Origin of the sequence: Paraburkholderia diazotrophica (assembly GCF_038900755.1) — a bacterium.
Lineage (GTDB): Bacteria > Pseudomonadota > Gammaproteobacteria > Burkholderiales > Burkholderiaceae > Paraburkholderia > Paraburkholderia diazotrophica_A.
On the sequence record NZ_JBBPEN010000011.1, the window covers coordinates 1 to 24,970 of the forward strand.

Sequence of the window (24,970 nt, forward strand, 5' to 3'; positions counted from 1 at the left end):
GAGCGTGACGGCGATGTAGCTGTACACGCCGAAGTCGAACCATTCCATTGCGTTGCCGAGCGCCATCGCGCCGACGGCACGCTTGAGCAGCGTGTTGTCGACAACCGTGATGTCGTCGAGGGTGAGGCTGTTGTCTTTGGACTTGTGTCGCCAGAAGCCGTTGCTGGTAGCGGTCAAGGTTAAAACTCCTATGACTGCGGCCGAACGCATAAGCGCTCCGCCACGGATTGCTGGAAGTGCAGTTTCGCGAGCGGCCAAAGGCATCTTGCCTGGCGCGGACCGCGTAAGGGCGCACTGCGCGAACGTGCGGGGCACCTGCGCAGAAAAAATGACGCCCGTGCAACGCGAAGGTCGTCGCGAAACTGCACTCGTGGGGTTGCTGCTAAACGTTGGTATCCGCGTGGCCTTGCAGGGGGCAGATACCGGAGGACATTCGCGCACGCAATGCGCTCATGCCGCTTGAAAGGCTTGAAACGAAAAAGGCCGGCGAGGCGTCGCTTTGGATCGCGTCAGTTCAGGCGGGCGCGACTTGCAACGAAACAACCGACAAGCCTTCTTGTATAAAACAGCTCAATCCGAACCCCGCACGCATGGCTGGGTTATGAACTGAACGCGAATGAAGGGTTAATGCTGTTAGAACGACACACATGATAGCACGATGAGCGAGGATCGTGCAAATCGCCCGTCCGGCAAGGCGGTGGGAACGCGCGCAATCCGTTGCCGGGCGGACGATTGCGGGAATTCGGCGACGGTTGAAGAAGTGGGGTGGGATTAACGGTTTCGTTCAAATCCGGCTTCTGACTGCCCCGAAGCCAGAAGAAATCGAGCGCTTGGGGAGAACCGGCTCAGTTTGTCCGAAAGATCGCACACGAGCGACGTGATGCTCTGATTGTCGTTGACGATGCGGAAATTGACCATCACGGTGCCAGTCAGCGCTGGCGTTCTGATGCGATCGCCCGATGACAGGTTCCCACAACCATATCTGCAAGGATACTGACGATGAACAAGCTCGCCGCCGTGCTGCTTTTCCTTTCCATAACGCCTTCGGCGTTTGCGGACCAATACGTGCACGGCTATACCCGGCGTGACGGTACCTACGTCAACGGATATCACCGGACGGAACCCGATTACACTCGCAACGACAACTACTCGACGCGCGGAAATTTCAATCCCTATACTGGCGAGCCAGGCCATGCGCCGCGGGATGAAGACTACTGGGGATCGCGCTCATACGGCGCACAGGACGACGGCTTTTAGCGCCGGCATCGGACGGGCGAAAAAAATCCGCGCCTGTAGCGCGGATTTTTCTACCATTGGCTCGCGGCGACCGCTCAGCCTTGCGCCGGCGGCACGTAGCCCGAAGCCTGGTCGGCTCCTTCGCCGAAAAAGAATTTTTCCGTCTGCTTCATCAGGTACTGACGCGCGCGCGGATCGGCCATGTTCAGCCGGTTTTCGTTGATCAGCATCGTCTGTTGCTTCAGCCACTGCTGCCACGCTTCCTTCGAAATGCTCTCGTAGATCCGCTTGCCGAGTTCGCCCGGCAGCGGCGGGAAATCGAGACCTTCGGCTTCCTTGCCGAGCTTCGTGCATTGAACCATGCGAGTCATGCTGTGCTTCTCCTGTAATCGATATGGGACGGCGTCGCGCGATAGGGCGTTATGTTGAGCGTTCAGAGCTGTTTCATCAGCACGAGCGACTTGCGCTGCCAGTTATAGAGCCGTCGGCGATCTTCGGGCAGATCGTCGACGGTGGCCTTCACGAAGCCTCGCTTGAGGAACCAGTGTTCGGTGCGCGTCGTCAGCACGAAGATGCGCGTGAGGCCGCGCGCCCGCGCGCGCTGCTCGATGCGCTTCAGAAGCCGCTCACCGTCGCCCGAACCCTGCGCTTCGGGCGCGACCGTCAGGCACGCCATTTCGCCGATGCGCTCCTGCGGGTACGGATACAGCGCCGCGCAGCCGAACAGCACGCCGTCGTGCTCGATCACCGAGAAATGGTCGATGTCGCGCTCGATCTGGTGACGTCCGCGCCGCACGAGCGTCCCATCCGTCTCCAGTGGCTCGATCAGCGTGAGAATGCCGCCGACGTCGTCGGGCGTTGCTTCGCGCAGGCTCTCGAGGTTCTCGTACGAGATCATCGTGCCGACGCCATCGTGCAAGAACAGTTCCAGCAGCAGGCTGCCGTCGAGCGCGTACGGAATGATGTGCGCGCGCGCCACGCCGCCGCGACACGCGCGGATCGAGTGCTTCAGATAGAAACCGGCGTCTCCCGTCACCGCGCCGCTTTCGTGCAGCCGGTAAGCGTCGTCCAGCGACATTTCGCGGATCAGCGCGCGTTCTTCGTCGAGCAGGCCTTCCGTTTCGGTGAGAAACACGATCTTGTCCGCGCGCAGCGCAATCGCGGCCGCCGACGCGACGTCTTCCATCGCCAGATTGAACGCTTCGCCCGTTGGCGAGAAGCCGAGCGGCGACAGGAGCACGAGCTTGCGGCTCGCCAGCGAATGACGGATGGACTCGGCATCGATCTTGCGCACGACACCCGTGTGCTGGAAATCGACCCCGTCCAGAATGCCGACCGGGCGCGCCGTCACGAAGTTGCCCGACACGACGCTGATGTGCGCGTGCGCCATCGGCGTGTTCGGCAAGCCCTGGCTGATTGCGGCCTCGATGTCGAGACGCACTTCGCCCGCCGCTTCCTTCGCGGATTCGAGCGCGCGCGCATCGGTGATGCGCATGCCGTGCGAAAACTCGGACTCGACGCCATGCAGGCTCATCTGCTCTTCGACTTGCGGACGAGACCCGTGCACAAGCACGATCTGGATACCCATGGCCTGCAACAGCGCGATGTCGGAGACGAGCGCGTTGAGCAGCCCCTGATGCACGACTTCGCCGCCAAAACCCACGACGAACGTCTTGTTTCGGAACGCGTGAATGTACGGCGCGACCGATCGCATCCAGTCGACGAATTGCGCATGCTGCAACAGGATTTCCGCGTCGCTGGACGAGGCCGGCGAGCTGGCGGGCGAGGGGACGAGGTCGGTTTGGGAATTCATGCCCCGGATTATAATGCGCCCCCATGTCGAATGTACCCAAAAGCTCCGCTGGAGCCGATACGAAAAACGCGGCTGACGCTGCTGCGAAGGACGCCGCGAAGCCGACCCCGCGCGACCGTCAAGACGCGCGGCGCGACGCACGCGGTGAAGCTTCGCGTCGTGATGTTTCCGTGAACGCTGCGAATGCGCCGCGTTCGGGCGATTCCGCGTCCGGTGACGCGATGAAGAAAGAAGCGGGCGCCGCTCGCGATCGCGCAAAAAGCGGCGCGCACGGCCAGCCGCGCGCTGAAGGCGGCAAGCACGCCGCCGGCCAGCAAAAAGAAAAGCAGCGTGAAAATCCGCGCGAAAGGCCGCGCGCAGGCCCGCGCGAACCGCAAAAACCCGCACGTGCAATCGAACCGAATCCGGTTCCGCCCATCACGTTCCCCGAAGCGTTGCCCGTTTCCGGCAGACGCGAGGAAATTGCGCGCGCGATCGCTGGCCATCAGGTCGTGATCGTGAGCGGCGAGACGGGTTCGGGCAAGACGACCCAGCTGCCGAAAATCTGTCTCGCGCTCGGACGCGGGCTGGGCGCGGGCGGCAGCGGACTGATCGGCCACACGCAGCCGCGCCGGATTGCGGCATCGGCGACGGGCCGGCGCATCGCCGAGGAACTCGGCACGCCGTTCGGCGAAGTGGTCGGCTATAAGGTGCGTTTCACCGACAATCTCGCGCAGGGCGCCTCCGTCAAACTGATGACGGACGGCATTCTGCTCGCGGAAACGCAGACCGATCCGCTGCTGAAGGCGTACGACACGCTGATCATCGACGAAGCGCACGAGCGCAGTCTGAACATCGATTTTCTGCTCGGCTATCTGAAGGAAATCCTGCCGAAGCGTCCCGATCTGAAGCTGATCGTGACATCGGCGACCATCGATGCCGACCGTTTCGCGCGCCATTTCGGCAGCGAAGAGAAGCCCGCGCCCGTGATCGAAGTGAGCGGGCGGCTCTATCCCGTCGAAGTGCGCTATCGCGCCGTCGCTGAAGACTCGCCGGCCGTGAAAGCGGCGGAAGGCCATGCGGGCCGCGAGCGCGGCGACCGGCCGGATCGTGCGAAAACGCAGCGCGAGACGGATCGCGATCTGATGGACGCGATCGTCGAAGCCGCCGACGAGTTGTGCCGCGAAGGCCCCGGCGACGTGCTCGTGTTCCTGCCCGGCGAGCGCGAGATTCGCGACGCGGCGGAGGCGCTGCGCAAGCACCATCCGCCGCACACGGAAATCCTGCCGCTGTTCGCGCGGCTCTCCGCGGCCGAACAGGAGCGCGTGTTCCGTCCGTCGAACGCGCGGCGCATCGTGCTCGCGACCAACGTCGCCGAAACGTCGCTGACGGTGCCCGGCATCCGCTATGTGATCGACACGGGCCTCGCGCGCGTGAAGCGCTACTCGTATCGCAACAAGGTCGAGCAGTTGCAGGTCGAGTCGATCTCGCAGGCGGCCGCGAACCAGCGGGCAGGGCGCTGCGGCCGCGTCGCCGATGGCATCTGCATCCGTCTCTACGAAGAAGCCGACTTCGCGGCGCGGCCGCGTTTCACGGACCCGGAAATTCTGCGTTCGTCGCTGGCCGCCGTCATCTTGCGGATGAAGTCGCTGCACCTGACGGCGATCGAAACGTTCCCGTTCATCGAGCCGCCGCCAGGGCGCGCAATCGCAGACGGCTATCAGCTGCTCAACGAACTCGGCGCCGTCGACGACGACAACGCGCTGACGCCGCTCGGCCGTGAGCTTGCGCGTTTGCCGCTCGATCCGCGCGTCGGCCGGATGATTCTCGCCGCGCGCGACCAGCAGTCGCTGCGTGAAGTGCTGATCATCGCGAGCGCGCTGTCCGTGCAGGACCCGCGCGATCGCCCGGTCGATGCGCAAGAGCAGGCGGACCAGGCGCATCGCAAGTTCGCCGACGAGCGCTCGGAGTTCCTGCAATGGCTCAAGATCTGGGCGTGGTTCGAAGAGGCCGTCGCGCACAAGAAGTCGAACAGGCAGCTCACCGATGCATGCCGGCAGAATTTCCTGTCGCATCTGCGGCTGCGCGAATGGCGCGACGTGCATTCGCAACTGCTGACGGTCGTGCGCGAACACGGCTGGCGCCTGAACGAAAGCGACGCGACTTTCGAGCAGATCCATCTCGCGCTGCTGACGGGCCTGCTCGGCAACATCGGCCTGAAAGCCGACGACGAGCCGTACTATCTCGGCGCGCGCGGCATCAAGTTCTATCTGTGGCCGGGCTCGGCGCTCGTAAAGAAGGCGGGCAAGTGGGCGATGGCGGCAGAACTGGTCGAGACGAGCCGGCTGTACGCGCGCTGTATCGCGAAGATCGAGCCGGAATGGGTCGAGCGGGTGGGCGCGCATCTGTTGAAGAAGTCGCTCTCCGAGCCGCATTGGGAAAAGCGCGCCGCGCAGGTGTCGGCATTCGAGCGCGCGGTGCTGTACGGCTTGCCCGTCTATCACCGGCGGCGTGTGAGCTTCGGCAAGCAGGACCCGGCGCGCGCTCGGGAATTGTTCATTCGCGGCGCGCTCGTCGAAGGCGAGTTCGACACGAAGCTCGCGTTCTTCGCGCACAACCGCAAGCTGCTCGGCGAAATCGAACAGTTGGAGCACAAGTCGCGCCGCCAGGACGTGCTGGTCGACGACGAACTCATCTACGCGTTCTACGATCAGGCGATTCCGAACGGCATCTATACGGGCGCGTCGTTCGAGCGCTGGTATCGCGATGAAGTGAAGAAGAGCGGGCAGCAGGAAGACAAGCTGCGTCTGCTGTATCTGTCGCGCGACGATCTGATGCGTCACGAAGCGGCCGGCGTCACGACCGATCTGTTCCCGAAGCGGATGACGATGTCGGGCGTCGAAATGGCGCTGACGTATCACTTCGAACCGGGCTCGCCGCGCGATGGCGTGACGCTCGCGGTGCCGCTTTTCGCGCTGAACCAGGTGGATGGACGGCGCGTCGAATGGCTTGTGCCGGGCATGCTGAAAGAGAAGACGCAACTGCTGCTGAAGTCGCTGCCGCAGAAGCTGCGCCGTCACTGCGTGCCGTTGCCGGAGTATGCGGCGGGTTTCGTCGAGCGTCATGGCGGCACACGCTTCGGCACGGGCGGTCTGCTCGACGCGCTGATCGCCGATGTCCGCGAGCAGAAGCAGGTCGCGATGAAGCAGTCGGACTTCAAGCTCGAAACGCTCGCGCCGCATCTGTTCATGAACTTCAAGGTCATCGACGAGCACGGCCGTCAGCTCGCGATGGGCCGCAACCTCGCGCCGTTGCGCGCGGAACTCGGCGGCCAGGCGCAACAGCATTTTCAGAAGATCGCGGCGAGTGCGGCAGGGGCGGCGCTCGCCAATGCGGCTTCGGGCGGCGGCACGCCTGCGCGAGGTGCAACGGGCGACGGCTCGCGCGGTACGAAGAGCGCCGCCGCGCGAAGCGCTTCGAGCGCGCCGCACACGCCGTCGACGGCCGAATCCGCCGCGGCATCCGCGACAGCGCTGTACGAAAACCTGACGACCTGGAATTTCGGCAAGCTGCCTGAACTGCTCGAAATTCGCCGGGGCGGACAGATGCTGTTCGGCTACCCCGCGCTCGTCGATTGCGGCACGCATTGCGACGTGGAAGTGTTCGATTCGCCCGACGAGGCTGCGCGCATCCATCGCGCCGGGTTGCGGCGACTCTTCGCGTTGCAGTTGCGCGAGCCGATCAAGTACCTTGAAAAGAATCTGCCGGGCTTGCGCGAAATGGCGATGCAGTTCATGCCGCGCGGCACGCAGGAAGAGCTGCGCGATCAGCTGATCGATACGGCGCTCGACCGCGCGTGCCTGCAAGACCCGCTACCCGACGACGACGCGAGCTTCCACGCGCGCAAGGACGAAGGCCGCAGCCGGCTGACGCTGCTCGCGCAGGAAATCGCGCGCCTCGGCGGACTGATTCTCGGCGAGTACACGGCGGTGGTCAAAAAGCTCGCGCAGGCGAAGCCGTTCGCCGCGCCTTATGCGGACATGCAGAACCAGCTGGATGCGCTGATCGGCAAGCGTTTTATCGTCGATACACCGTACACGCAACTGAGCCATTTCCCGCGCTATCTAAAGGGCATTGCGCTGCGCATCGACAAGCTGAAAGCCGACCCGGCGCGCGATGCACGTCAGTCCGCGGAATTGCAGCCGCTTGCACAGCATTACCAGCGCGCGCTCGCGCAGCGCGGCGGCGTGCCCGATGCGCGGCTCGCCGAGTTTCGCTGGCTGCTCGAAGAACTGCGCGTGTCGCTTTTCGCGCAAGAACTGCGCACGCCGATGCCTGTTTCCGTCAAGCGGCTCTACAAGGTCTGGGAATCGATGCAGCGGTAATGGAGTTCGGCGCTTTTTGTTCAGTGCGCCGGACGGCTCGCATCCCGCGCTCGTCGCGCGGCGTGGCGCGGCGTGCCATTGCGGACGAAAATCACGTGGGCAAAATCACACCCTGTGATTTTCGTCATCCGCTCACTCGCGAGGCGACCCGCGTCTCACCAGTGCATCCCCGCGCCGATCGACGCGCCGACTTCGCCGCGCGAGCTTGCTGTGCCCTGGAGTTTGTACACCCACTTGCCCGTGTCCGACAGTTGCGACACGCCGACGGCCATCGCCGACTGTCCGCCGTATGTGCCCGCAGCGAGCGCGACCATGCCTCGGCCGGGCAGCACCGCTTGCGGAAGGCCCGCCATCGCGATCGCCGCGGCTGCGCCGCCGTAGCCGTCCTTGCGGACCGAGCGCACCTGGTCATCGGTATAGCTTTTTGCCCGGCCGACTGCGCTGCTCACGCTCTGATTCAACTGGCTGACGTTGACGGCATCCGTGCCCTGGACGCCTGCCGCGACGTTCGTGATTTGCCGCTCCTGTCCCGCCGCGCCGACGGACACGGTATTCGCGCGATCGGCGACCGAGCCCTGGCCGAGCGCGACGGCATTGTCCGCGCTCGCGTTCGAGCCGGCGCCCAGAGCCACAGCATTCGCGCCGTTCGCATGCGCATTGGCGCCCGCAGCGATGGAATGCGCGCCGCTGGCCACTGCCGGTTCGGTGGCAGGCAAGCCCTCTGAACTGAACATCGGATTCGACGTGTTGACCGTCACGTTGCCTGCGGCGCTGTCGAGCAGCGCGGAAAGCTGGCCGAGATTGACGGCATCGTGGGCGTCGACGGCATCCGCGACGTTGCGCACGCGTGTGCCGCCGTTCGCCGGATCGCCTTGCAGCGTAACGCTGCCGTCGTTGATCGTGCCGTCCGGGTTGCGGTCGTACATCACCGCGCCGTCGATCCTGCTCGCCACGGCTTGCAGTTGCGCGACGTTGACGGCGTCCTGGTCGACCCGGCCCGCAGCCACGCCGCTGATCGTGCGATTGCCGACGTTGACCTCGCCGGATGAAGTCTGCGACGCATCCAGGCCAAACGCCGCGTACCCGGACTGCGCGCCGAAGAGCGTTGTCGAACCTGCGCCGAGCGCCACACTGTTGCTGAAGTTCGCCATCGAATTCGCGCCGAGCGCGAGCGACTCGAAGGCAATCGCTTGCGCCGCATGACCCAGCGATGTAGCCGATGCCGCCATCGCGCGCGAGTGAGCGCCGATCGCCGTTGTATTGTCTGTGCCCGCAGTCGAGGTATCTCCGATGGCGCTTGCATCGACGCCACCGGAGTACGATGCATTGCCGAACGCCAGGCCCGTCTCGTCGAGCACCACCGCGGCTTCACCTATCCGTATCTGGGCGTTTGCATCCGTCAGCGTGAAGGAGAACGCGGCGCACGCCAGCATCAGTTCGGCGATACGCTTCACGCGCCGCCTTTTTCCAGTACTCGAGACGGCGCGATGTTGCGTAATTGGCGCGCACGCCATTTCAATCGTTATTTTCATGCCTCAAAACTCCGGGTAAAGCAGGGCAGCAATCGTTCGGAAACGCCGGGCGGCTGGACAAACATCGGTTGTGGCAAGACCCGCTTTGCTGGGATGGCGAGATGCTTGTGGAGGCACGGGCTCGTTTCGCCCGCGCTGGCCGGCGCGTATCCGTTCTGCTGGCAAGCGTCAAAACGGGTATTGCACTTACGGATTTTTGTGGCGAATGACGAGGCGCCGATATGAGGTAACTCTTAATTAATAACGATCTGAAATTTCCGTCTGCAATCAGTGAAAACCGCTCGCGATTAATCCGCTTTTACCTTCAGTTTTTATAGCCGGATTAAAGAGCGGCAGTGGAATTCCAGAGGCAGAAATCCGATTGATTCGGCGATGCGAACGGCGATGTTCGGACCCGCGCGCCGACGGCAAGAATGCCCGCGTCGGATCGCGCGAGACCCTCGCGACAACCGGCCGCAAGTGCCTGTTTTTCCGCGATCCAGGTCAACCGTTGGGCCGTGCAAACGTTCTACAATGGCGACTGTCCCCTGATGTGAGTTTTCATGCGCAAATTTTCCCTTCCCGGCTTGAACAGTGCGTTTGCAGCCGGCGCGGCGCTCGTCGCGGCAGCAAGCTTCTTCTCCCCGGCAGTTCAGGCGAACAACGTGATCGTGCTCAATTCCGGCGAAGCCACGCTGAGCCTGATCGACGAGGCCACGCGTCAGGTTGTCGACACCGTGCCGACCGGCAAGGAGCCGCATCACCTGATGGCGACGCCGGACAATTCCTCGCTGATCGTCGCGAATTCGGTGTCGAACAATCTGATGTTCGTCGACCCGAAAACGGGCAAGCTGCAGCGCTGGATCGAAAACATCGAAGATCCCTATCAGATCGGTTTCTCGCCGGATCGCAAATGGCTCGTGACAACGGGCTTGCGTCTCGACAGGCTCGACATTTACCACTACGACGGCCACAACATGACGCTGGCGAGCCGTCTGCCGCTCGCCGTGATGCCGAGCCACATCGCGTTCACGAACGACAGCAAGACAGTGTTCATCACGTTGCAGGTGTCGGGCGAACTGGCGGCTGTCGATCTCGCCACGCAGACGGTCAAGTGGAAGATGAAAGTCGGCAAGGTGCCGGCCGGCCTGTGGATGACGCCCGGTGACAAGTACCTGCTGGTCGGCATGACGGGCGCGGACTATGTGGCTGTCGTCGACTGGAGAAACCAGAAGGTCGTGAAGACGATCACGACGGGCAAGGGCGCGCACAACTTCCGCTCGCTCGCCGACGGCAAGCACGTCGCGGTGTCGAACCGGGTGGCCAGCACGATCAGCATCATCGACGAGGACACGCTCACCAACGTCGGCGACATCACGGGCCTGCTGCCGGGACCGGACGACATGGAACTTTCCGCGGACAAACGGTATCTGTGGGTGACGTTCCGTTTCGCGAAGCACGTCGGCGTGATCGATTTGAGCACGCGCAAGCTGATCCAGACGATCGCCGTGGGCCGCTCGCCGCACGGCATCTATTTCTTCGATCGCGCGCCCGTCACCGCGCCGAACGGAGCGTAACGCGGCATGCCACGCGGGCGGCGCGCCTCCCTGAGCGCCCGCCTGCGAGCCGCGAAGCCACGCGGTAAAGTCACGGTAATGCCGAACGCGACGAAGAGCCCCATGTTCCACCTGATCGTTTCCAATCTCGACAGCTTCATCTCGTCGATCCAGACGCTGCTGTACATCGATATCGTGCAGCCGCTGCTGTTTCACTTCGGCCTGATGGACTACGACGAAGACACGTACGACAGCCTCTACTGGGTGATCGTCGGCGTGCTGGAAGTGCTCGCCATGTACGCGCTGCTGCGGCCGCTCGAAGCGCTGCGGCCGGTGGAGCAGTGGAAGGACCGCAGGGCGGTGCGCGTCGACGTGCTGTACACGTGGATCGCGAAGCTCGGCATTCTCAACCTGTTCTTCTTTTTCGCGCTGCAGCCGTTTTTCGACTCGGTGCAAGGCTGGCTGCGCCTGCATGGCATCGCGAATATCGAGCTGGACAACCTGTGGCCCGGCGTGACGACGCAGCCGATCGTCACGTTCATCATGTATCTGCTGGTGCTCGATTTCGCGGGCTACTGGTATCACCGTGGGCAGCACAGGATCGGCGTCTGGTGGGAGCTGCACGCGGTGCATCACAGCCAGCAGCAGATGTCGCTCTGGGCCGACGACCGTAACCATCTGCTCGACAATCTGCTCCAGGCGTGTTTCTTCGCGGTCATCGCGCTCTTCATCGGCGTGCCGCCGTCGCAGTTCGTCGTGCTGGTCGCCGTCACGAATCTTGCGCAGAGCGTGCAGCACGCGAATATCCGGATGTACTTCGGCTGGCTCGGCGAGCGTCTGCTCGTCAGCCCGACGTTTCACCGCCGTCATCACGCGATCGGCTACGGCCACGAAGGGTTGAAGTACGGCTGCAATTTCGGCGTGCTCTTTCCGTGGTGGGACATGCTGTTCGGCAGCGCCTCGTGGAGCCGCGAGATGGAGCCAACGGGCATCCGCGATCAGCTCAGCGGCCGACACTACGGCGAAGGTTTCTGGGCGCAGCACTGGCTGGCGTTCGTGCGCATCGCGCAGCGCATCGGCGGCAACAGGAAGCAGCGGCGCGCGGCCTCCTGACGCGCGCTGTCGACGTAGCTTCTCCATTGCATCTTTCACAAGCGCACGCGCGCCCGGTAATCGCCGGGTTCCCGTGCGTGGCTCGCGCCGGCGCAACCGCGCACGCAGGTTGCTATCCGCGCGGCAAGTTCTGCATTCGCCGTCCGAACTCGACGTGGTTTATCCTGTCCACGTTTTCTTCTTTTCCCTGCGCTTCCGCTACCGGCACTGACTTCGCATGAATGACCTTTTGCGCTCGTTTGGGCGCGCGCTTTCTTCTGTGCTGCATCCGCGCATGCTCTGGCTGACGTTCATGCCGTTCGCTGCGGCGGCGATCGTCTGGGGCGTGGTCCTCTGGTTTTCCTGGCAGACGCTGATTGGCGCGACGCGCGGCTGGCTCGAAGGCTGGCCGCTCACGACCACGCTTTACAGGCTGTTCGACTGGCTCGGGTTTTCGTCGCTGCATGCGGCCGTTGCGCCGTTCATCGTGATCGCGGTCGCGATTCCCCTCATCGTCGTGACGGTGCTGCTGCTGATTGCGACGCTGTCGATGCCCGCCGTGATCCGGCATCTGTCCGCGCGTCAGTTTGCCGGGCTGGAGATGCGGCGCGGCGGCACGTGGTACGGCAGCCTCGTCCATGCCGTCTGGACGACGCTCGTGTGCCTCGTCGTGCTCGTGGTCACGTTGCCCCTGTGGCTGATTCCTCCTTTTTTCGCGCTGATCCCGCCGCTGCTCTGGGGCTGGCTCACGTATCGCGTGATGACGTACGACGCGCTCGCGCTGCACGCGAGCAGCGAGGAGCGGCGCGCGCTCGTGAGCCGTCATCGTTTGCCGCTGCTGCTGATCGGCGTGGCGAGCGGGCTGCTCGGCTCGCTGCCGACGCTCATCTGGGCGTCGTCCGTCTGGCTGATCGTACTGTTTCCCGTCATGACCGCGGCGACCATCTGGATCTATGCTTTCATCCTGGTGTTTACGGCGCTGTGGTTCGGCTTCTACTGCCTGCGCGCGCTGCAGCGGATGCGCGCCGAAGAGCACGGCGCGAACGGTCATCACGGTCGCGATGGCCCACGCGATGGTCCTTACGGTGCGCGGGACCCGGCGCGCATTTCCTACTGATACTGGACACGAGGCTGCAATGGCATTTGGCGTCATCATCATCGGCGATGAAATCCTGTCGGGCAGGCGCGTCGACAAGCATCTGCCTAAGGTTATCCAGCTTCTGAGCTCGCGCGGGCTGTCGCTGTCATGGGCCGAATATATCGGCGACGACCCTGCGCGCATCACCGCGACGCTGCGCCGCTCGTTCGCATCGGGCGATGTCGTGTTCTCAACGGGGGGCATCGGCGCGACGCCGGACGATCACACGCGTCAATGCGCGGCCGCCGCGCTCGCCGTGCCGCTCGAACTGCATCCGGAAGCGAAAGTGCTGATCCAGGAGCGCATCCGCGAGATGCATCCCGCCAACGCGTCGACAGCCGTCGATTTCAATTCACCCGAGAACCTGCATCGTCTGAACATGGGCACGTTTCCGCGCGGCGCGTCGATCATTCCGAACGGCTACAACAAGATTCCTGGCTTCTCTGTCAGCGATCACCATTTCGTACCCGGCTTTCCGGTGATGGCCTGGCCGATGATCGAGTGGGTGCTGGATACGAAGTACGCGCATCTGCATCACTCGACTCCGCACGCAGAAAAGTCGCTGCTGGTTTTCGAATTGCCTGAGTCGACGCTGACACCGTTGATGGAAAAGATCGAGCACGACTTCCCGGGCGTGCGCGTGTTCAGCCTGCCGAGCGTCGGCGATGCGGAGCGTGGCGGCATCTATGCGCGCCGCCATATCGATCTTGGCGTGAAAGGCGAGCCCGAGGCCGTCGCTGCGGCGTTCGTGAAGCTGCGCGAAGGCGTGCATCTGCTCGGCGGCGATATTGTGGAGCCGGAAACGGCTGCGGCACAAGCGCAGTCACGCGGCTGATCGCGCCGAGGCGATATCGGCGCTGACATCGCATGAGCGGTGCGTGCGACGCGCGCCGTCTGAAGAACCTCATGCGCGTGTCACATCGCGCGCGGACGATTCAAATGGAAGGGCAAACGAAAGCGGCGCACGGTTAGCACCGTGCGCCGCGTGATTCTGGAAAGCCGTCGGCTTCGCTTCGTCGTATTCGAAGCGGGCGCGAATCGGGCGCGAATCGGCCGAGTCGTATGCGAATCGTGCTTCTTACGCGCCGATCCACGGCAGTCCGCGGAAACACCAGCCCGATACCGTCTTGCGATGTCCCTGCCCGTCCTTGTCGCCTTCGAAGCCTTCGAGCAGATCCAGCGCCTTCGTGAAGCCGGCCTGCGTCGCGGCAATCGCGGCGAGCTTCGAGCGCGCGGCGCTGCGGCACAGGAGCAGCACGGGCGTATCGGGTGTCGCGATCTGACGCAGCTGGTCGATGAATTCGACATTCGGTACGCCGCCCGGATAGCGCGTCCATTCGACATGCGCATACTGGCCGTCGCCGACGACGGGGCGGCCGACCCAATCCAGCTCGGCGCGCGTGCGGACGTCGACGAGGCGGGCGCGTGGGTCGAGTTGCAGAAGCTCGAACGCTTCGGCAGGCGAGACGGCGCCCGCATATGGAAGCTGGTTTTCGACGCGGCGCTTTTCCGCCTGGCTGTACAACTGTTCGAGCGTACTCATGACAGCAGATCTCCTCGGAGCCAAAAAATCATTCTAGCAAGCACGCGCATACCGGGCGCCACAATCGGAAACGGAAGCCGACGGCATGCGCAATGCTTCATTTTGGTGCAAGATGACCGTCATGCACCAAATTGGCCTGTTAAGTGATGGCGGATTTTTATGATGCACGACGATGGTGCGGCAGCCCGGTTTCGGGCCACGCAATTCCCGCAAAGGGTGTGCGCCGATTCCCCGCAAACGCGCGTCGGTACTGGCGTTGTAGCGAGCCGGCGCGCGCGCGGCAAGAATATGGCATGGAAGCTGCTTTAATGGTCCCGATCAAACTGGCCCGACGCCAGAAACGGTCGACCCCGGAATGCCGGTATTGGAGGGGTGGACGCGTCGGGGCTGGTCAGCTAGATTGGGCGGCGGCTCAACCCGCCGAATTCGTTAATCAGGAGATAGGTTATGAGTAAATCCGTGGCCGACGTCATGCAGCTCGTCAAGGACGAGGACGTCAAGTTTGTCGACTTCCGTTTCACCGACACGCGCGGCAAGGAGCAACACGTTTCGGTGCCGGTGTCGGCATTCGACGAAGACAAGTTTGAAAGCGGCCATGCATTTGACGGTTCTTCGATTGCCGGCTGGAAGGGCATCGAGGCATCGGACATGCTGCTCGTGCCGGACGCGAACACCGCCTTCATCGACCCGTTCTACGAAGAATCGACTCTCGTGCTGACCTGCGACGTCGTCGAACCGGCTGACGGCAAGGGCTATGAGCGCGATCCGCGCTCGCTCGCGAAGCGCGCCGAAGCGTACCTGAAGAGCACGGGTCTCGGCGACACGGCTTTCTTCGGTCCGGAACCGGAATTCTTCATTTTCGACTCGGTCCAGTGGAACACGGACCAGTCGGGCTGCTTCGTCAAGATCGGGTCGGAAGAAGCACCGTGGTCGTCGGGCAAGGAATTCGAAGGCGGCAACACGGGCCACCGTCCGGGCACGAAGGGCGGCTACTTCCCCGTCGCTCCCGTCGATTCGTTCCAGGACATCCGCTCGGAAATGTGCCTGCTGCTCGAGCAGATCGGCATCCCCGTCGAAGTCCACCACCACGAAGTGGCGGGCCAGGGCCAGAACGAAATCGGCACGAAGTTCTCGACGCTGGTTCAGCGCGCGGACTGGACGCAGCAACTGAAGTACATCGTCCACAACGTCGCGCACACGTACGGCAAGACGGCGACGTTCATGCCGAAGCCCATCGTCGGCGACAACGGTTCGGGCATGCACGTTCACCAGTCGATCTGGAAGGACGGCCAGAACATGTTCGCAGGCAACGGCTACGCCGGCCTGTCGGAATTCGCGCTGTTCTACATCGGCGGCATCATCAAGCACGCTCGCGCGCTGAACGCGATCACGAACCCGGGTACGAACTCGTACAAGCGTCTCGTGCCGCACTTCGAAGCGCCTGTGAAGCTGGCTTACTCGGCACGCAACCGTTCGGCATCGATCCGTATTCCGCACGTCGCGAACCCGAAGGGCCGCCGTATCGAAACGCGCTTCCCGGATCCGCTCGCGAACCCGTACCTGTGCTTCTCCGCGCTGATGATGGCGGGTCTGGACGGCGTGCAGAACAAGATCCATCCGGGCGAAGCGGCGGACAAGAACCTGTACGACCTGCCGCCGGAAGAAGATGCAAAGATTCCGACCGTGTGTGCCGGCCTCGACCAGGCGCTGGAAGCACTCGACAAGGATCGCGAGTTCCTGACGCGCGGTGGCGTGTTCACGGATGCGATGCTCGACGCTTACCTCGAACTGAAGGAAGGCGAACTGCAACGCGTGCGCATGACCACGCACCCGGTCGAATTCGAACTGTACTACTCGCTGTAAGAGGCGCTGCGCCTTGCCTGCGCGTATGCGGGCAGGCGTAGCCCCGACGCTGCGATCGGTCATGAAGGGACGGCGGCGCCGTCCCTTTTTCGTTGGACAGAAGCGATGACTTTTTTATTGCAGATTGATGTTGCCGTATTGAACAGCGTGCACTGAAGCCCGCTTCACCATCGCTGCCGGCGGGAGTCAGCGCTCGAGCGCTTGCTCCCGCCTCATGCAACGCTCTCTACCCGACTGCAAGATGGTACTGAAGAACCTGATCAAGGCCAGAAAAGGGCATGCCGACGCGCTGTCGGACGATGTGCAGCTCGTCGAGTCCGGTTTGCTGCCTGGCTTCGAGGCGCTGCCGACTGTCGTGCTCGTGCTCGACAAGCGAACGCTGCGTGTCGCGTTCGCGAACCCGTCGGCGGAATCGATGCTCGAAATGTCGCGCCGGCAACTGACGCAGATGGCGTGGCCCGAGATCTTCGCGAACGGCGACGAGCTGACTGCGACCATCGCCGCGATCGCCGCTCATCGTTTTCACGCGACGCATCTCGATGCCGTGCTCGAACGTCCCGGCCACGAGCCGCTGCATGTGCATGCCGTCGTCGGCTTTCTGGAGAGCGCGCAAGACTACGTGCTGCTGGAACTCTTCGAGAACGAGCGGCACTTGCGCTCCGATCGAGAAGAGCGCATTCACGATCTGACGGCCGTCAACAAGCAGTTAATCCGCAATCTCGCGCATGAGATCAAAAATCCGCTCGGCGGCATTCGCGGCGCGGCGCAACTGCTCGAATTCGAACTCGGCGCGCGCGAACGCGACGAGCTACGCGAGTACACGCAGGTCGTCATCAAGGAATCGGACCGGCTGCAGACGCTCGTCGACCGGTTGCTCGAACCGCATCGTCATCCGCATATCGTCGGCGACGTGAACATTCACGAAGTCTGCGAGCGCGTGCGCGCCGTGATTCTCGCGGAGTTTCCGCGCGGCCTCACGGTCGAGCGCGACTACGACGTGAGCGTGCCCGATCTGCGCGGCGACAAGGAGCAACTGATCCAGGCGCTGCTGAACATCGTGCGCAATGCGGCCGAAGCCTTGCGCGAACGCATCTCGCAAGGCGATGCGCGCATCGAGTTGCGCACGCGCGTCGCGCGCAAGGTGACGATCGCGAAACGTCTTTGCAAGCTGGCACTGGACTTGCATGTCGTCGACAACGGGCCCGGCATTCCCGAAGAAATACGCGAGCGCATCTTTTATCCGCTCGTATCGGGGCGCGACGATGGCAGTGGCCTCGGCCTGACGCTCGCGCAGACATTCGTGCAACAACACGAAGGGATGATCGAAGTGGAGAGCCGTCCCGGTCACACCGAGTTTCAGATCCTGCTGCCGCTCAACTGCTGACACGACACGCATACAAGACTTCTGACGGACCTATATGAAGCCGATCTGGATAGTAGACGACGACCAATCGATCCGCTGGGTGCTCGAGAAAGCACTCGCACGCGAGAACTTCGCGACGCGCAGCTTCGCGAACGTCCGCGAAGCCGCGGGTGCGCTGGAACACGACAGCCCGCAGGTGCTCGTCTCCGATATCAGGATGCCAGGCGGCTCCGGGCTCGAACTGCTGCAGACCGTGCGCGACCGCGTGCCGGGATTGCCCGTCATCATCATGACGGCGTTCTCGGATCTCGACAGCGCCGTTGCTGCATTCCAGGGCGGTGCATTCGAATACCTCGCGAAGCCGTTCGATGTCGACAAGGCCGTCGAACTGATTCGCCGCGCCGTCGACGAAAGCGTGCGCGGCGAGCATACATGGGACGACCGCGTGGCCGAAGCGCCGGAGATGCTCGGCCAGGCGCCCGCGATGCAGGACATGTTCCGCGCGATCGGCCGGCTGTCGCATTCGGCGGCGACCGTGCTCATTACGGGCGAATCAGGCACCGGTAAGGAACTTGTCGCGCGCGCCTTGCACCGACATAGCCCACGCGCGAACGGTCCGTTCATCGCGCTCAACACGGCAGCGATTCCGAAAGATCTGCTGGAATCCGAACTGTTCGGTCACGAGCGCGGCGCATTCACGGGTGCGCAGGCGATGCGCCAGGGACGATTCGAGCAGGCTGAGAACGGCACGCTGTTTCTCGATGAAATCGGCGATATGCCGTTCGATTTGCAGACGCGTCTGTTGCGCGTGCTGTCGGATGGGCAGTTCTATCGCGTCGGTGGACACAATCCGCTGCGGGCGAACGTGCGCGTGATCGCGGCGACGCATCAGAATCTCGAATCGCGCGTGCGGCAAGGGTTGTTTCGCGAGGACCTGTATCACCGGCTGAATGTGATCCGCTTGCGTCTTCCCGCTTTGCGCGAGCGCAGCGAGGACATTCCGCTGCTGACGCGCCACTTCCTCCAGAAAAGCGCGCGCGATCTCGGCGTCGAGCCGAAGCGCGTATCGGACGAGGCGCTGGCTTATCTCACGTCGCTGCCGTTTCCGGGCAACGTGCGTCAGCTCGAAAACCTCGCGAACTGGCTGACGGTGATGGCGCCCGCGCAGACGATCGAGGTCAAGGACTTGCCGCCCGATCTCGTGTCGACGCAACAGGCGGGTGTGGAACTCGTGTCGACTGGCGGAGCGATGCCGATCGATGCCACGTCGGGCGCAGCCGTAGCAAACGGCGTGGCGCCGCTGCTGGGCACGCCCGCCGTGCAGGGCGGCGCGACGATACCGTCGCCTGTCGCCGCATGGGAGAACGGGCTGCGGACAGAAGTCGCGAAGCTCTTGCGCGAGAACGCCGCCGATGTAATGGACGAGCTGTCGCGCCGTTTCGAGGCGGCCGTGATTCGCGAAGCGCTCGACTTCACGCGCGGACGCAAGGTGGAAGCGGCGGAGCGCCTCGGCATCGGACGCAATACGATCACGCGCAAGATCCAGGAGTTGAACCTCGAATCCTGATTGCTGGCGCTTTCACTGCGCTCCGCTCACGCGATGGGAATGAAAGCGGCTCGACGGCGCCACGCGCCATCGGGCCGCCTTTCTTTTCTATTCGCGATGTAGCTTGAAGTCCACTTCCGCCGGCCGCCCTTCGAGCGACAGTTGCGCCCGCGCCGCCGGCGCGCGGCTCGCCACTTTCCCTCGACTCACGACGGCGAGCCGCGCCGCGCGCAAGCGTATCGCTTCGACGGCATCGCGCGCGTCGAGCACGACGAGGTTCGCATCGCACCCCGGCTCGATGCCGTAACGCTCGAGCCCGAGGATGCGCGCCGCATTTGCCGTCACCGCATCGAAGCACGCATGCATCGCGTCGATGCCCGTCATCTGCGCTACGTGCAGGCCCATATGCGCGACTTCGAGCATGTCGCCGGAACCGAGGCTGTACCACGGGTCCATCACGCAATCGTGACCGAACGCGACGTCGATGCCCGCCGCCATCATCTCCGGCACGCGCGTCATGCCGCGCCGCTTCGGATATGTATCCGAACGCCCTTGCAGCGTGATGTTGATCAGCGGGTTTGCAATGGCCGCGACGCCCGCCTCGCGCATCAGCGGCAGCAGCTTGCTGACGTAGTAGTTGTCCATCGAATGCATCGACGTCAGATGCGAGCCCGTCACGCGGCCTTGCATGCCGAGACGATGCGCTTGCGCGGCGAGCGTTTCGATATGGCGTGACATCGGGTCGTCGGATTCGTCGCAATGCATGTCGACGCGCAAGCCTTTCTCGGCCGCGAACTCGCATAGCAGACGCACCGACTCCGCGCCGTCCGCCATCGTGCGCTCGAAATGCGGAATGCCACCGACCACATCGACGCCCATCGCGATCGCGCGCTTGAGGTTGTCGAACGCGCCCGCGCTGCGCAGCAGCCCGTCTTGTGGAAACGCGACCAGTTGCAGATCCATATAAGGCGCCACGCGGCGCTTCACTTCGAGCAGCGCTTCGACGGCGAGCAGGCGCTCGTCGCATACATCGACATGCGTGCGGATGGCCAGCAGCCCGCGCGCGACGGCCCAATCGCAATACTGCAACGCGCGAGCGACGAGCGCTTCCTGCGTGAGATGCGGCTTCAGCTCGCCCCATAGCGCGATGCCTTCGAGCAAGGTGCCCGACGCGTTCACGCGCGGCAAGCCATACGAGAGCGTCGCGTCCATATGGAAGTGCGCATCGACGAACGGCGGCGTGACGAGCGAACCATTCGCGTCGATCTCTTCGCGCGCGGTGGCGGCGAGCGTCGGCTCGACAGCGATGATGCGGCCGCCCTCGATGCCGATGTCAACAGGGCCATTCGATTGAGCCGCGCTGCGCGGCAATACGGCACGACGGATGATCAGGTCCATGGGCGGCTCCTTTGCATGACGTCGATTCTATCGGTGGAACAAATGCGTGTGGCGCTGATCCGCATCGTCCCGACGGCATAGGACAAACGACCCTGCTGTACCGGCTGGCACCACGCGATCCGTACCGCTCGCGCGTGCGCCGCCGTCCTATACTTGGCGACGGGACACAACCAACATGAACGGGCACGAAGCGACATGAAGACGATAGGCGTGATCGGCGGGATGAGCTGGGAATCGTCGGCCGAGTACTACCGGCTGATGAACCGTCACGCAAAGGCGCGCCTCGGCGGCCATCACAACGCGCGCAGCCTGATGCTGACCGTCGATTTCGCGCCCGTCGAAGCGAATCAGCGCGCGGGCGACTGGCATGCGCTCGGTATGCAGATGGCCGATGCCGCTCGGCAACTGGAACGCGGCGGCGCCGATCTCGTGCTGCTCGCGACGAACACGATGCACCGCGTGTACGAAGCGATCGAGGCGGCGATCACGGTGCCTTTCCTGCACATCGCCGATCCGACGGGCGAAGCGCTGCGCGCGGCGGGTGTCGAGCGTGTCGGCTTGCTCGGCACGCGCTATACGATGGAGCAGACGTTTTACGCCGGGCGTCTGCGCGAGCGCTTCGGGCTCGATACGCTGGTCCCCGATGACGAGGGCCGCGCGAACGTGCACCGGATCATCTATGACGAGCTCTGTCATGGCGTGATCGAGCCGCACTCGCGCGAGATCTACCGGAGCGTAATCGACGACTTGAAAGCGCGCGGTGCGCAGGCCGTCATTCTCGGCTGCACGGAGATCACGCTGCTGATCAAACAGGAAGACTCCGCGCTGCCCGTCTTCGATACGACGGCGCTGCATGCGCAAAGAGCCGTCGACTGGGCGATCGAAGAGGACCGGCAGTGAGCCCCCTTCTGTGAGTCCCATGCAGTGAGTCCCTGATGCACGAGCGTCGCCGGCCTCAAACAGAAGGCAGCTAAAAAAATTCGCTCAAGTGTTTGACGTGTGCCACAGGTGTCAGTACAATTCGCTTCCTCTGACGCGGGGTGGAGCAGTCTGGCAGCTCGTCGGGCTCATAACCCGAAGGTCACAGGTTCAAATCCTGTCCCCGCAACCAGTTTCATGGCATCGTGTCCTGCTCCACACGGCCAAAGCGTTCGAAGCCCGCATCGCCGCAAGCGTTGCGGGCTTTTGCTTTTTTATTTGCGCACGTTGCCGCACGCAGCCGCGCTGCGCGATCGCGGTAAGATTCCGTCCAGCACCCGAGACAACGAGAACGAGCGATGAAATTAGCCACGTGGAACGTGAACTCCCTGAAGGTTCGTCAGCAGCATGTGATCGACTGGCTCGAACTCAGCCAGACCGACGTGCTGTGTCTTCAGGAACTTAAGCTGCCCGACGAAAAATTTCCGCGCGCCGAACTCGAAGCAAAGGGCTACCGCAGCTGGTTCGCGGGACAGAAGACCTATAACGGCGTCGGCATTCTGGTGCGCGACGGCGTGAACGTCGATGAAAGCCACATCGTGCGCAACATTCCCGGCTTCGATGATCCGCAGCAGCGCGTGATCGCCGCGACCATCGACGGCGTGCGCGTGATCTCCGCTTACTTCCCGAACGGCCAGGCGCCGGGCACCGACAAATTCGCGTACAAGCTGCGCTGGCTCGACGCGCTGCACGACTGGATCGCGGGCGAACTGGCGCAGTATCCGAAGCTCGCGCTGCTCGGCGATTACAACATCGCGCCGGAAGACCGCGACGTGCATGATCCGAAGGCGTGGGAAGGGCAGAACCTCGTGTCGCCGGAAGAGCGCGCGCAGTTCCAGCGTCTCATCGAACTCGGCCTCGTCGATTCGTTCCGGCTCTTCGAGCAGCCCGAGAAAACCTTCACGTGGTGGGACTACCGGATGCTCGCATTCCGCCGCAACGCGGGTCTGCGCATCGACCATATTTTGCTGTCGAAGCCGCTCGCGGCGAGCTGCACGCATTGCGACGTCGACAAGACGCCGCGCAAGTGGGATCAGCCTTCGGATCACGCGCCCGTCATCGCGCTGACAGAATAAGCGCATGCGCGAATAAAAAGCGGGTCCAGTCATCCCGAACCCGCCTCTCTTGCAGCAGCATTGCAGCAGAACTCGCGAGCCCGAATTGAAGCGCTACGCGCGGGCGCGCCGGCTGCGCGCCCGTATCCGCCTCGACATCAATGCGTTGAACCAGGCACCGCGTCAGGCGCCATGCCGTTGTGACGCAGCAGCGCGTCGATGTTCGGCTCCCGGCCGCGGAACGCCTTGAACGAGTCCATCGCGGGACGGCTGCCGCCCACTTCGAGAATCTCCTTGCGATACCGCGTGCCAGTTGCCGCGTCGAGCACGCTGCCGGTGCCCGACTGTGCCGCTTCTTCGAATGCCGCATACGCATCGGCGGACAGCACTTCAGCCCACTTGTAGCTGTAGTAGCCCGCCGCATAGCCGCCCGCGAAGATATGGCTGAACGTATTCGGCCAGCGCGAGAACGCAGCCTGCGGAATCACATGGAAGCGCTCGTTCATTTCGCGCGCGAGATCGTTCGCGCTCTTCGCACCGGACGTGTCGAAGTCGACGTGCAGCTTCATGTCGAACATCGAGAACACGATCTGACGCAACGTGCCCAGGCCGCTCTGGAAGTTCTTCGCGGCGAGCATCTTGTCGAACAGATCACGCGGCAGCGGCTTCGCCGTATCGACGTGCGAAGTCATATCGCTCAGCACGTCCCACTCCCAGCAGAAGTTCTCCATGAACTGCGACGGCAGCTCGACGGCATCCCATTCGACGCCGTTGATGCCCGACACGCCCAGTTCGTCGACGCGCGTCAGCATGTGATGCAGCCCGTGCCCGAACTCGTGGAAGAGGGTGATCACTTCGTCGTGCGTGAAGCACGCGGGCTTGCCGCCGACGGGCGCCGAGAAGTTGCACGTCAGATACGCGACGGGCGTCTGCACCGCGCCGTCGACGGGCTTGCGCCGCGAGCGCGCATCGTCCATCCATGCGCCGCCGCGCTTGCCTTCGCGCGCGTACAGGTCGAGATAGAACTGCGCGACGAGGCCGCCGTCCTGATTCTCGACGCGGAAGAAGCGCACGTCCGGATGCCACGTGGCCGCTTCGTCGCGGCGGATCTTCACGCCGAAGAGCGTCTCCGTGACCTTGAACAGACCCTTGAGCACCGTGTCTTCCGGGAAGTATTGCTTCACTTCGTTTTCGGAGAACGAGTAGCGCTTCTGACGCAGACGCTCGGCAGCGAACGCGACATCCCACGGCTGCAATTCGCCGAGTCCCAGTTCGCTCGCGGCGAACTCGCGCAACTCCTGCCAGTCGTGCTCGGCGTGCGGACGCGCGCGTGTCGCGAGGTCTTCGAGGAACGTCATTACCTGCTCGGGCGACTCGGCCATCTTCGGCGCGAGCGACACTTCAGCGAAGTTTTTGTAGCCGAGCATATGCGCTTCTTCTTCGCGCAGCTTCAGGTTTTCGGCGATGTTCGCGGTGTTGTCCCAGTCCGCATTGCCCTTGCCGTATTGCGGCCCGAGCTCCGATGCGCGCGTGACGTAGGCGCGGTACATCGTCTCGCGCATCGCGCGGTTTTCGGAGTACTGCATCACCGGGAAGTACGACGGGAAATGCAGCGTGAACTTCCAGCCGCTTTTGCCCTCGCGCTCGGCCGCTTCGCGGGCGGCTGCGATCACGTCTTCGGGCAGTCCCGCCAGTTCATCCTGGCTTTCGGCGACATACGCATAGGCATTGGTTGCGTCGAGCACGTGATCCGAAAATGCCTTCGACAGCGCGGCCTGACGTTCCTGCAATTCCGCGAAACGCGGCTTCTGGTCTTCGGGCAGTTCGGCGCCCGACAGGCGGAAGTCACGCAGCGCGTTGTTAAGGATCTTCTTGCGCTCGCCCGTCAGCGATTCGAAATCGCTGGCGGCGGCAATCGACTTGTACTTCTCGTACAGCGCGAGATTCTGTCCGACGCTCGACCAGAACTCGGTGACGCGCGGCAGGTTCTCGCCATAGACGGCGCGTAGTTCGGGCGTATCGGCGACGGCGTTCAGATGGCCGATCACGCCCCATGCGCGTGACAGCGGTTCCGTCGCGCGTTCGACGGGCTCGACGACGTCGGCCCACGACGCGGGCGTCGACGGCTCGCTCGCGCGTTCGACGGCGGCGTTCGCGTCCGCGAGTAGCACATCGAGGGCGGGCGTCACGTGTTCGGGGCGGATCTCGCCAAAGCGCGGCAGATCGGAGAAATCGAGGAGCGGATTGTCGGATGTCGATTGGGATGTGGACATGTTGCTTCCTGTCTGACGCGTTGAGTGGAGGCCCGGATGACGTCAGCCGGGCCCGAAACGGAGCGGCGCACAGGGCGCGGCCCGCACGCGCGCGGGCCGCCGTCTGGCGTCCTGTGGAGCATATTGGGGCGCCATTCGCCATTTCCAGCCGGGATCGATCGATTGCAGCACAAATTATCAGAACTGCCGGCCGCGCGCAGAAGCGGCGGGCTCACGCATATTTGTACCAGAACGGGAAAGT

At 63.5% G+C, this 24,970-nt stretch carries 17 protein-coding genes, 1 tRNA gene and 1 pseudogene; 12 read left to right on the top strand and 7 right to left on the bottom strand.

Translation table 11 applies throughout. The features are described 5' to 3' along the window. Positions 1–210: pseudogene (locus AABE10_RS28385) on the bottom strand (MFS transporter); the annotation flags it as partial. A 789-nt stretch (positions 211–999) separates the two neighbouring features. Between AABE10_RS28385 and AABE10_RS28390 the strand changes: the two are divergent. Then, positions 1,000–1,257 (top strand): hypothetical protein, encoded by a 258-nt coding sequence (locus AABE10_RS28390; RefSeq protein WP_342936534.1) that lies wholly within the window; start codon positions 1,000–1,002, stop codon positions 1,255–1,257. A 74-nt stretch (positions 1,258–1,331) separates the two neighbouring features. Here the strand turns inward: AABE10_RS28390 and AABE10_RS28395 are convergent, their stop codons facing one another. Together AABE10_RS28395 and argA are read right to left on the bottom strand one after the other, a co-directional pair. After that, positions 1,332–1,607, bottom strand: coding sequence for an oxidative damage protection protein (locus AABE10_RS28395; RefSeq protein WP_012400884.1), 276 nt, complete (start codon positions 1,605–1,607; stop codon positions 1,332–1,334). 62 nt (positions 1,608–1,669) lie between these two features. Beyond that, positions 1,670–3,049 (bottom strand): amino-acid N-acetyltransferase, encoded by a 1,380-nt coding sequence (argA, locus tag AABE10_RS28400; protein ID WP_342936535.1) that lies wholly within the window; start codon positions 3,047–3,049, stop codon positions 1,670–1,672. Positions 3,050–3,072: 23 nt separating this feature from the next. On the opposite strand from argA, the gene hrpA reads away from it, so the two are divergent. Further along, positions 3,073–7,413 carry an ATP-dependent RNA helicase HrpA gene (gene hrpA, locus AABE10_RS28405; RefSeq protein ID WP_342936536.1) on the top strand — a complete coding sequence of 1,447 codons (4,341 nt, stop codon included), beginning with the start codon at positions 3,073–3,075 and terminating at the stop codon, positions 7,411–7,413. 155 nt (positions 7,414–7,568) lie between these two features. Here the strand turns inward: hrpA and AABE10_RS28410 are convergent, their stop codons facing one another. Then, the gene (locus AABE10_RS28410; protein WP_342936537.1) at positions 7,569–8,867 is read right to left on the bottom strand and encodes a YadA family autotransporter adhesin; all 1,299 of its coding nucleotides are present in this window, start codon (positions 8,865–8,867) and stop codon (positions 7,569–7,571) included. A gap of 620 nt (positions 8,868–9,487) precedes the next feature. Between AABE10_RS28410 and AABE10_RS28415 the strand changes: the two genes are divergently transcribed. The 4 genes from AABE10_RS28415 (at position 9,488) to AABE10_RS28430 (ending at position 13,545) form a co-directional block, all read left to right on the top strand. Further along, positions 9,488–10,501 carry a beta-propeller fold lactonase family protein gene (locus tag AABE10_RS28415; RefSeq protein ID WP_342936538.1) on the top strand — a complete coding sequence of 338 codons (1,014 nt, stop codon included), beginning with the start codon at positions 9,488–9,490 and terminating at the stop codon, positions 10,499–10,501. Positions 10,502–10,603: 102 nt separating this feature from the next. Beyond that, on the top strand, positions 10,604–11,593 hold the full coding sequence (locus AABE10_RS28420) for a sterol desaturase family protein (protein WP_342936539.1): 990 nt from the start codon (positions 10,604–10,606) through the stop codon (positions 11,591–11,593). Positions 11,594–11,810: 217 nt separating this feature from the next. Beyond that, positions 11,811–12,689, top strand: coding sequence for an EI24 domain-containing protein (locus AABE10_RS28425; protein ID WP_342936540.1), 879 nt, complete (start codon positions 11,811–11,813; stop codon positions 12,687–12,689). A gap of 19 nt (positions 12,690–12,708) precedes the next feature. After that, entirely contained in the window at positions 12,709–13,545 is an 837-nt protein-coding gene (locus AABE10_RS28430) for a competence/damage-inducible protein A (protein ID WP_342936541.1), read from the top strand. A gap of 243 nt (positions 13,546–13,788) precedes the next feature. Here AABE10_RS28430 and AABE10_RS28435 read toward each other — a convergent pair whose 3' ends face one another. After that, positions 13,789–14,253, bottom strand: a complete 465-nt coding sequence (locus AABE10_RS28435; protein WP_342936542.1) for a rhodanese-like domain-containing protein — start codon at positions 14,251–14,253, stop codon at positions 13,789–13,791. A 447-nt stretch (positions 14,254–14,700) separates the two neighbouring features. On the opposite strand from AABE10_RS28435, the gene glnA reads away from it, so the two are divergent. From glnA to ntrC, 3 genes are all read left to right on the top strand, one after another. Then, a complete protein-coding gene (gene glnA / locus AABE10_RS28440) occupies positions 14,701–16,116 on the top strand; it encodes a type I glutamate--ammonia ligase (RefSeq protein WP_342936543.1) in 1,416 nt (471 codons plus the stop codon). A gap of 241 nt (positions 16,117–16,357) precedes the next feature. Next, the gene (glnL, locus tag AABE10_RS28445) at positions 16,358–17,500 is read left to right on the top strand and encodes a nitrogen regulation protein NR(II) (RefSeq protein WP_342936544.1); all 1,143 of its coding nucleotides are present in this window, start codon (positions 16,358–16,360) and stop codon (positions 17,498–17,500) included. A 34-nt stretch (positions 17,501–17,534) separates the two neighbouring features. Then, positions 17,535–19,046, top strand: coding sequence for a nitrogen regulation protein NR(I) (gene ntrC, locus AABE10_RS28450; RefSeq protein ID WP_342936545.1), 1,512 nt, complete (start codon positions 17,535–17,537; stop codon positions 19,044–19,046). A gap of 87 nt (positions 19,047–19,133) precedes the next feature. Here ntrC and AABE10_RS28455 read toward each other — a convergent pair whose 3' ends face one another. Further along, entirely contained in the window at positions 19,134–20,423 is a 1,290-nt protein-coding gene (locus tag AABE10_RS28455) for an amidohydrolase family protein (RefSeq protein WP_342936546.1), read from the bottom strand. A gap of 195 nt (positions 20,424–20,618) precedes the next feature. Between AABE10_RS28455 and AABE10_RS28460 the strand changes: the two genes are divergently transcribed. The 3 genes from AABE10_RS28460 to xth all read left to right on the top strand — a co-directional run bounded on the left by AABE10_RS28460 (position 20,619) and on the right by xth (position 22,477). Beyond that, positions 20,619–21,323 (top strand): aspartate/glutamate racemase family protein, encoded by a 705-nt coding sequence (locus AABE10_RS28460; RefSeq protein WP_342936547.1) that lies wholly within the window; start codon positions 20,619–20,621, stop codon positions 21,321–21,323. 134 nt (positions 21,324–21,457) lie between these two features. After that, a tRNA-Met gene (locus tag AABE10_RS28465) sits at positions 21,458–21,534 on the top strand. A gap of 166 nt (positions 21,535–21,700) precedes the next feature. Further along, positions 21,701–22,477 carry an exodeoxyribonuclease III gene (gene xth / locus AABE10_RS28470; RefSeq protein ID WP_342936548.1) on the top strand — a complete coding sequence of 259 codons (777 nt, stop codon included), beginning with the start codon at positions 21,701–21,703 and terminating at the stop codon, positions 22,475–22,477. 137 nt (positions 22,478–22,614) lie between these two features. On the opposite strand, the gene AABE10_RS28475 is transcribed toward xth, so the two are convergent. Beyond that, positions 22,615–24,729, bottom strand: a complete 2,115-nt coding sequence (locus AABE10_RS28475; protein ID WP_342936549.1) for a M3 family metallopeptidase — start codon at positions 24,727–24,729, stop codon at positions 22,615–22,617. Positions 24,730–24,970: the final 241 nt, after the last annotated feature.

Bases quoted from the DNA above. Each gene is read 5' to 3' on its own strand.
- hrpA (WP_342936536.1), top strand. From the start codon at position 3,073: ATGTCGAATGTACCCAAAAGCTCCGCTGGAGCCGATACGAAAAACGCG.
- glnA (WP_342936543.1), top strand. From the start codon at position 14,701: ATGAGTAAATCCGTGGCCGACGTCATGCAGCTCGTCAAGGACGAGGAC.
- AABE10_RS28435 (WP_342936542.1), bottom strand. From the start codon at position 14,253: ATGAGTACGCTCGAACAGTTGTACAGCCAGGCGGAAAAGCGCCGCGTC.
- xth (WP_342936548.1), top strand. From the start codon at position 21,701: ATGAAATTAGCCACGTGGAACGTGAACTCCCTGAAGGTTCGTCAGCAG.
- argA (WP_342936535.1), bottom strand. From the start codon at position 3,049: ATGAATTCCCAAACCGACCTCGTCCCCTCGCCCGCCAGCTCGCCGGCC.
- AABE10_RS28460 (WP_342936547.1), top strand. From the start codon at position 20,619: ATGAAGACGATAGGCGTGATCGGCGGGATGAGCTGGGAATCGTCGGCC.
- AABE10_RS28395 (WP_012400884.1), bottom strand. From the start codon at position 1,607: ATGACTCGCATGGTTCAATGCACGAAGCTCGGCAAGGAAGCCGAAGGT.
- ntrC (WP_342936545.1), top strand. From the start codon at position 17,535: ATGAAGCCGATCTGGATAGTAGACGACGACCAATCGATCCGCTGGGTG.
- AABE10_RS28430 (WP_342936541.1), top strand. From the start codon at position 12,709: ATGGCATTTGGCGTCATCATCATCGGCGATGAAATCCTGTCGGGCAGG.
- AABE10_RS28390 (WP_342936534.1), top strand. From the start codon at position 1,000: ATGAACAAGCTCGCCGCCGTGCTGCTTTTCCTTTCCATAACGCCTTCG.
- AABE10_RS28455 (WP_342936546.1), bottom strand. From the start codon at position 20,423: ATGGACCTGATCATCCGTCGTGCCGTATTGCCGCGCAGCGCGGCTCAA.
- AABE10_RS28415 (WP_342936538.1), top strand. From the start codon at position 9,488: ATGCGCAAATTTTCCCTTCCCGGCTTGAACAGTGCGTTTGCAGCCGGC.
- AABE10_RS28475 (WP_342936549.1), bottom strand. From the start codon at position 24,729: ATGTCCACATCCCAATCGACATCCGACAATCCGCTCCTCGATTTCTCC.
- AABE10_RS28425 (WP_342936540.1), top strand. From the start codon at position 11,811: ATGAATGACCTTTTGCGCTCGTTTGGGCGCGCGCTTTCTTCTGTGCTG.
- AABE10_RS28420 (WP_342936539.1), top strand. From the start codon at position 10,604: ATGTTCCACCTGATCGTTTCCAATCTCGACAGCTTCATCTCGTCGATC.
- glnL (WP_342936544.1), top strand. From the start codon at position 16,358: ATGGTACTGAAGAACCTGATCAAGGCCAGAAAAGGGCATGCCGACGCG.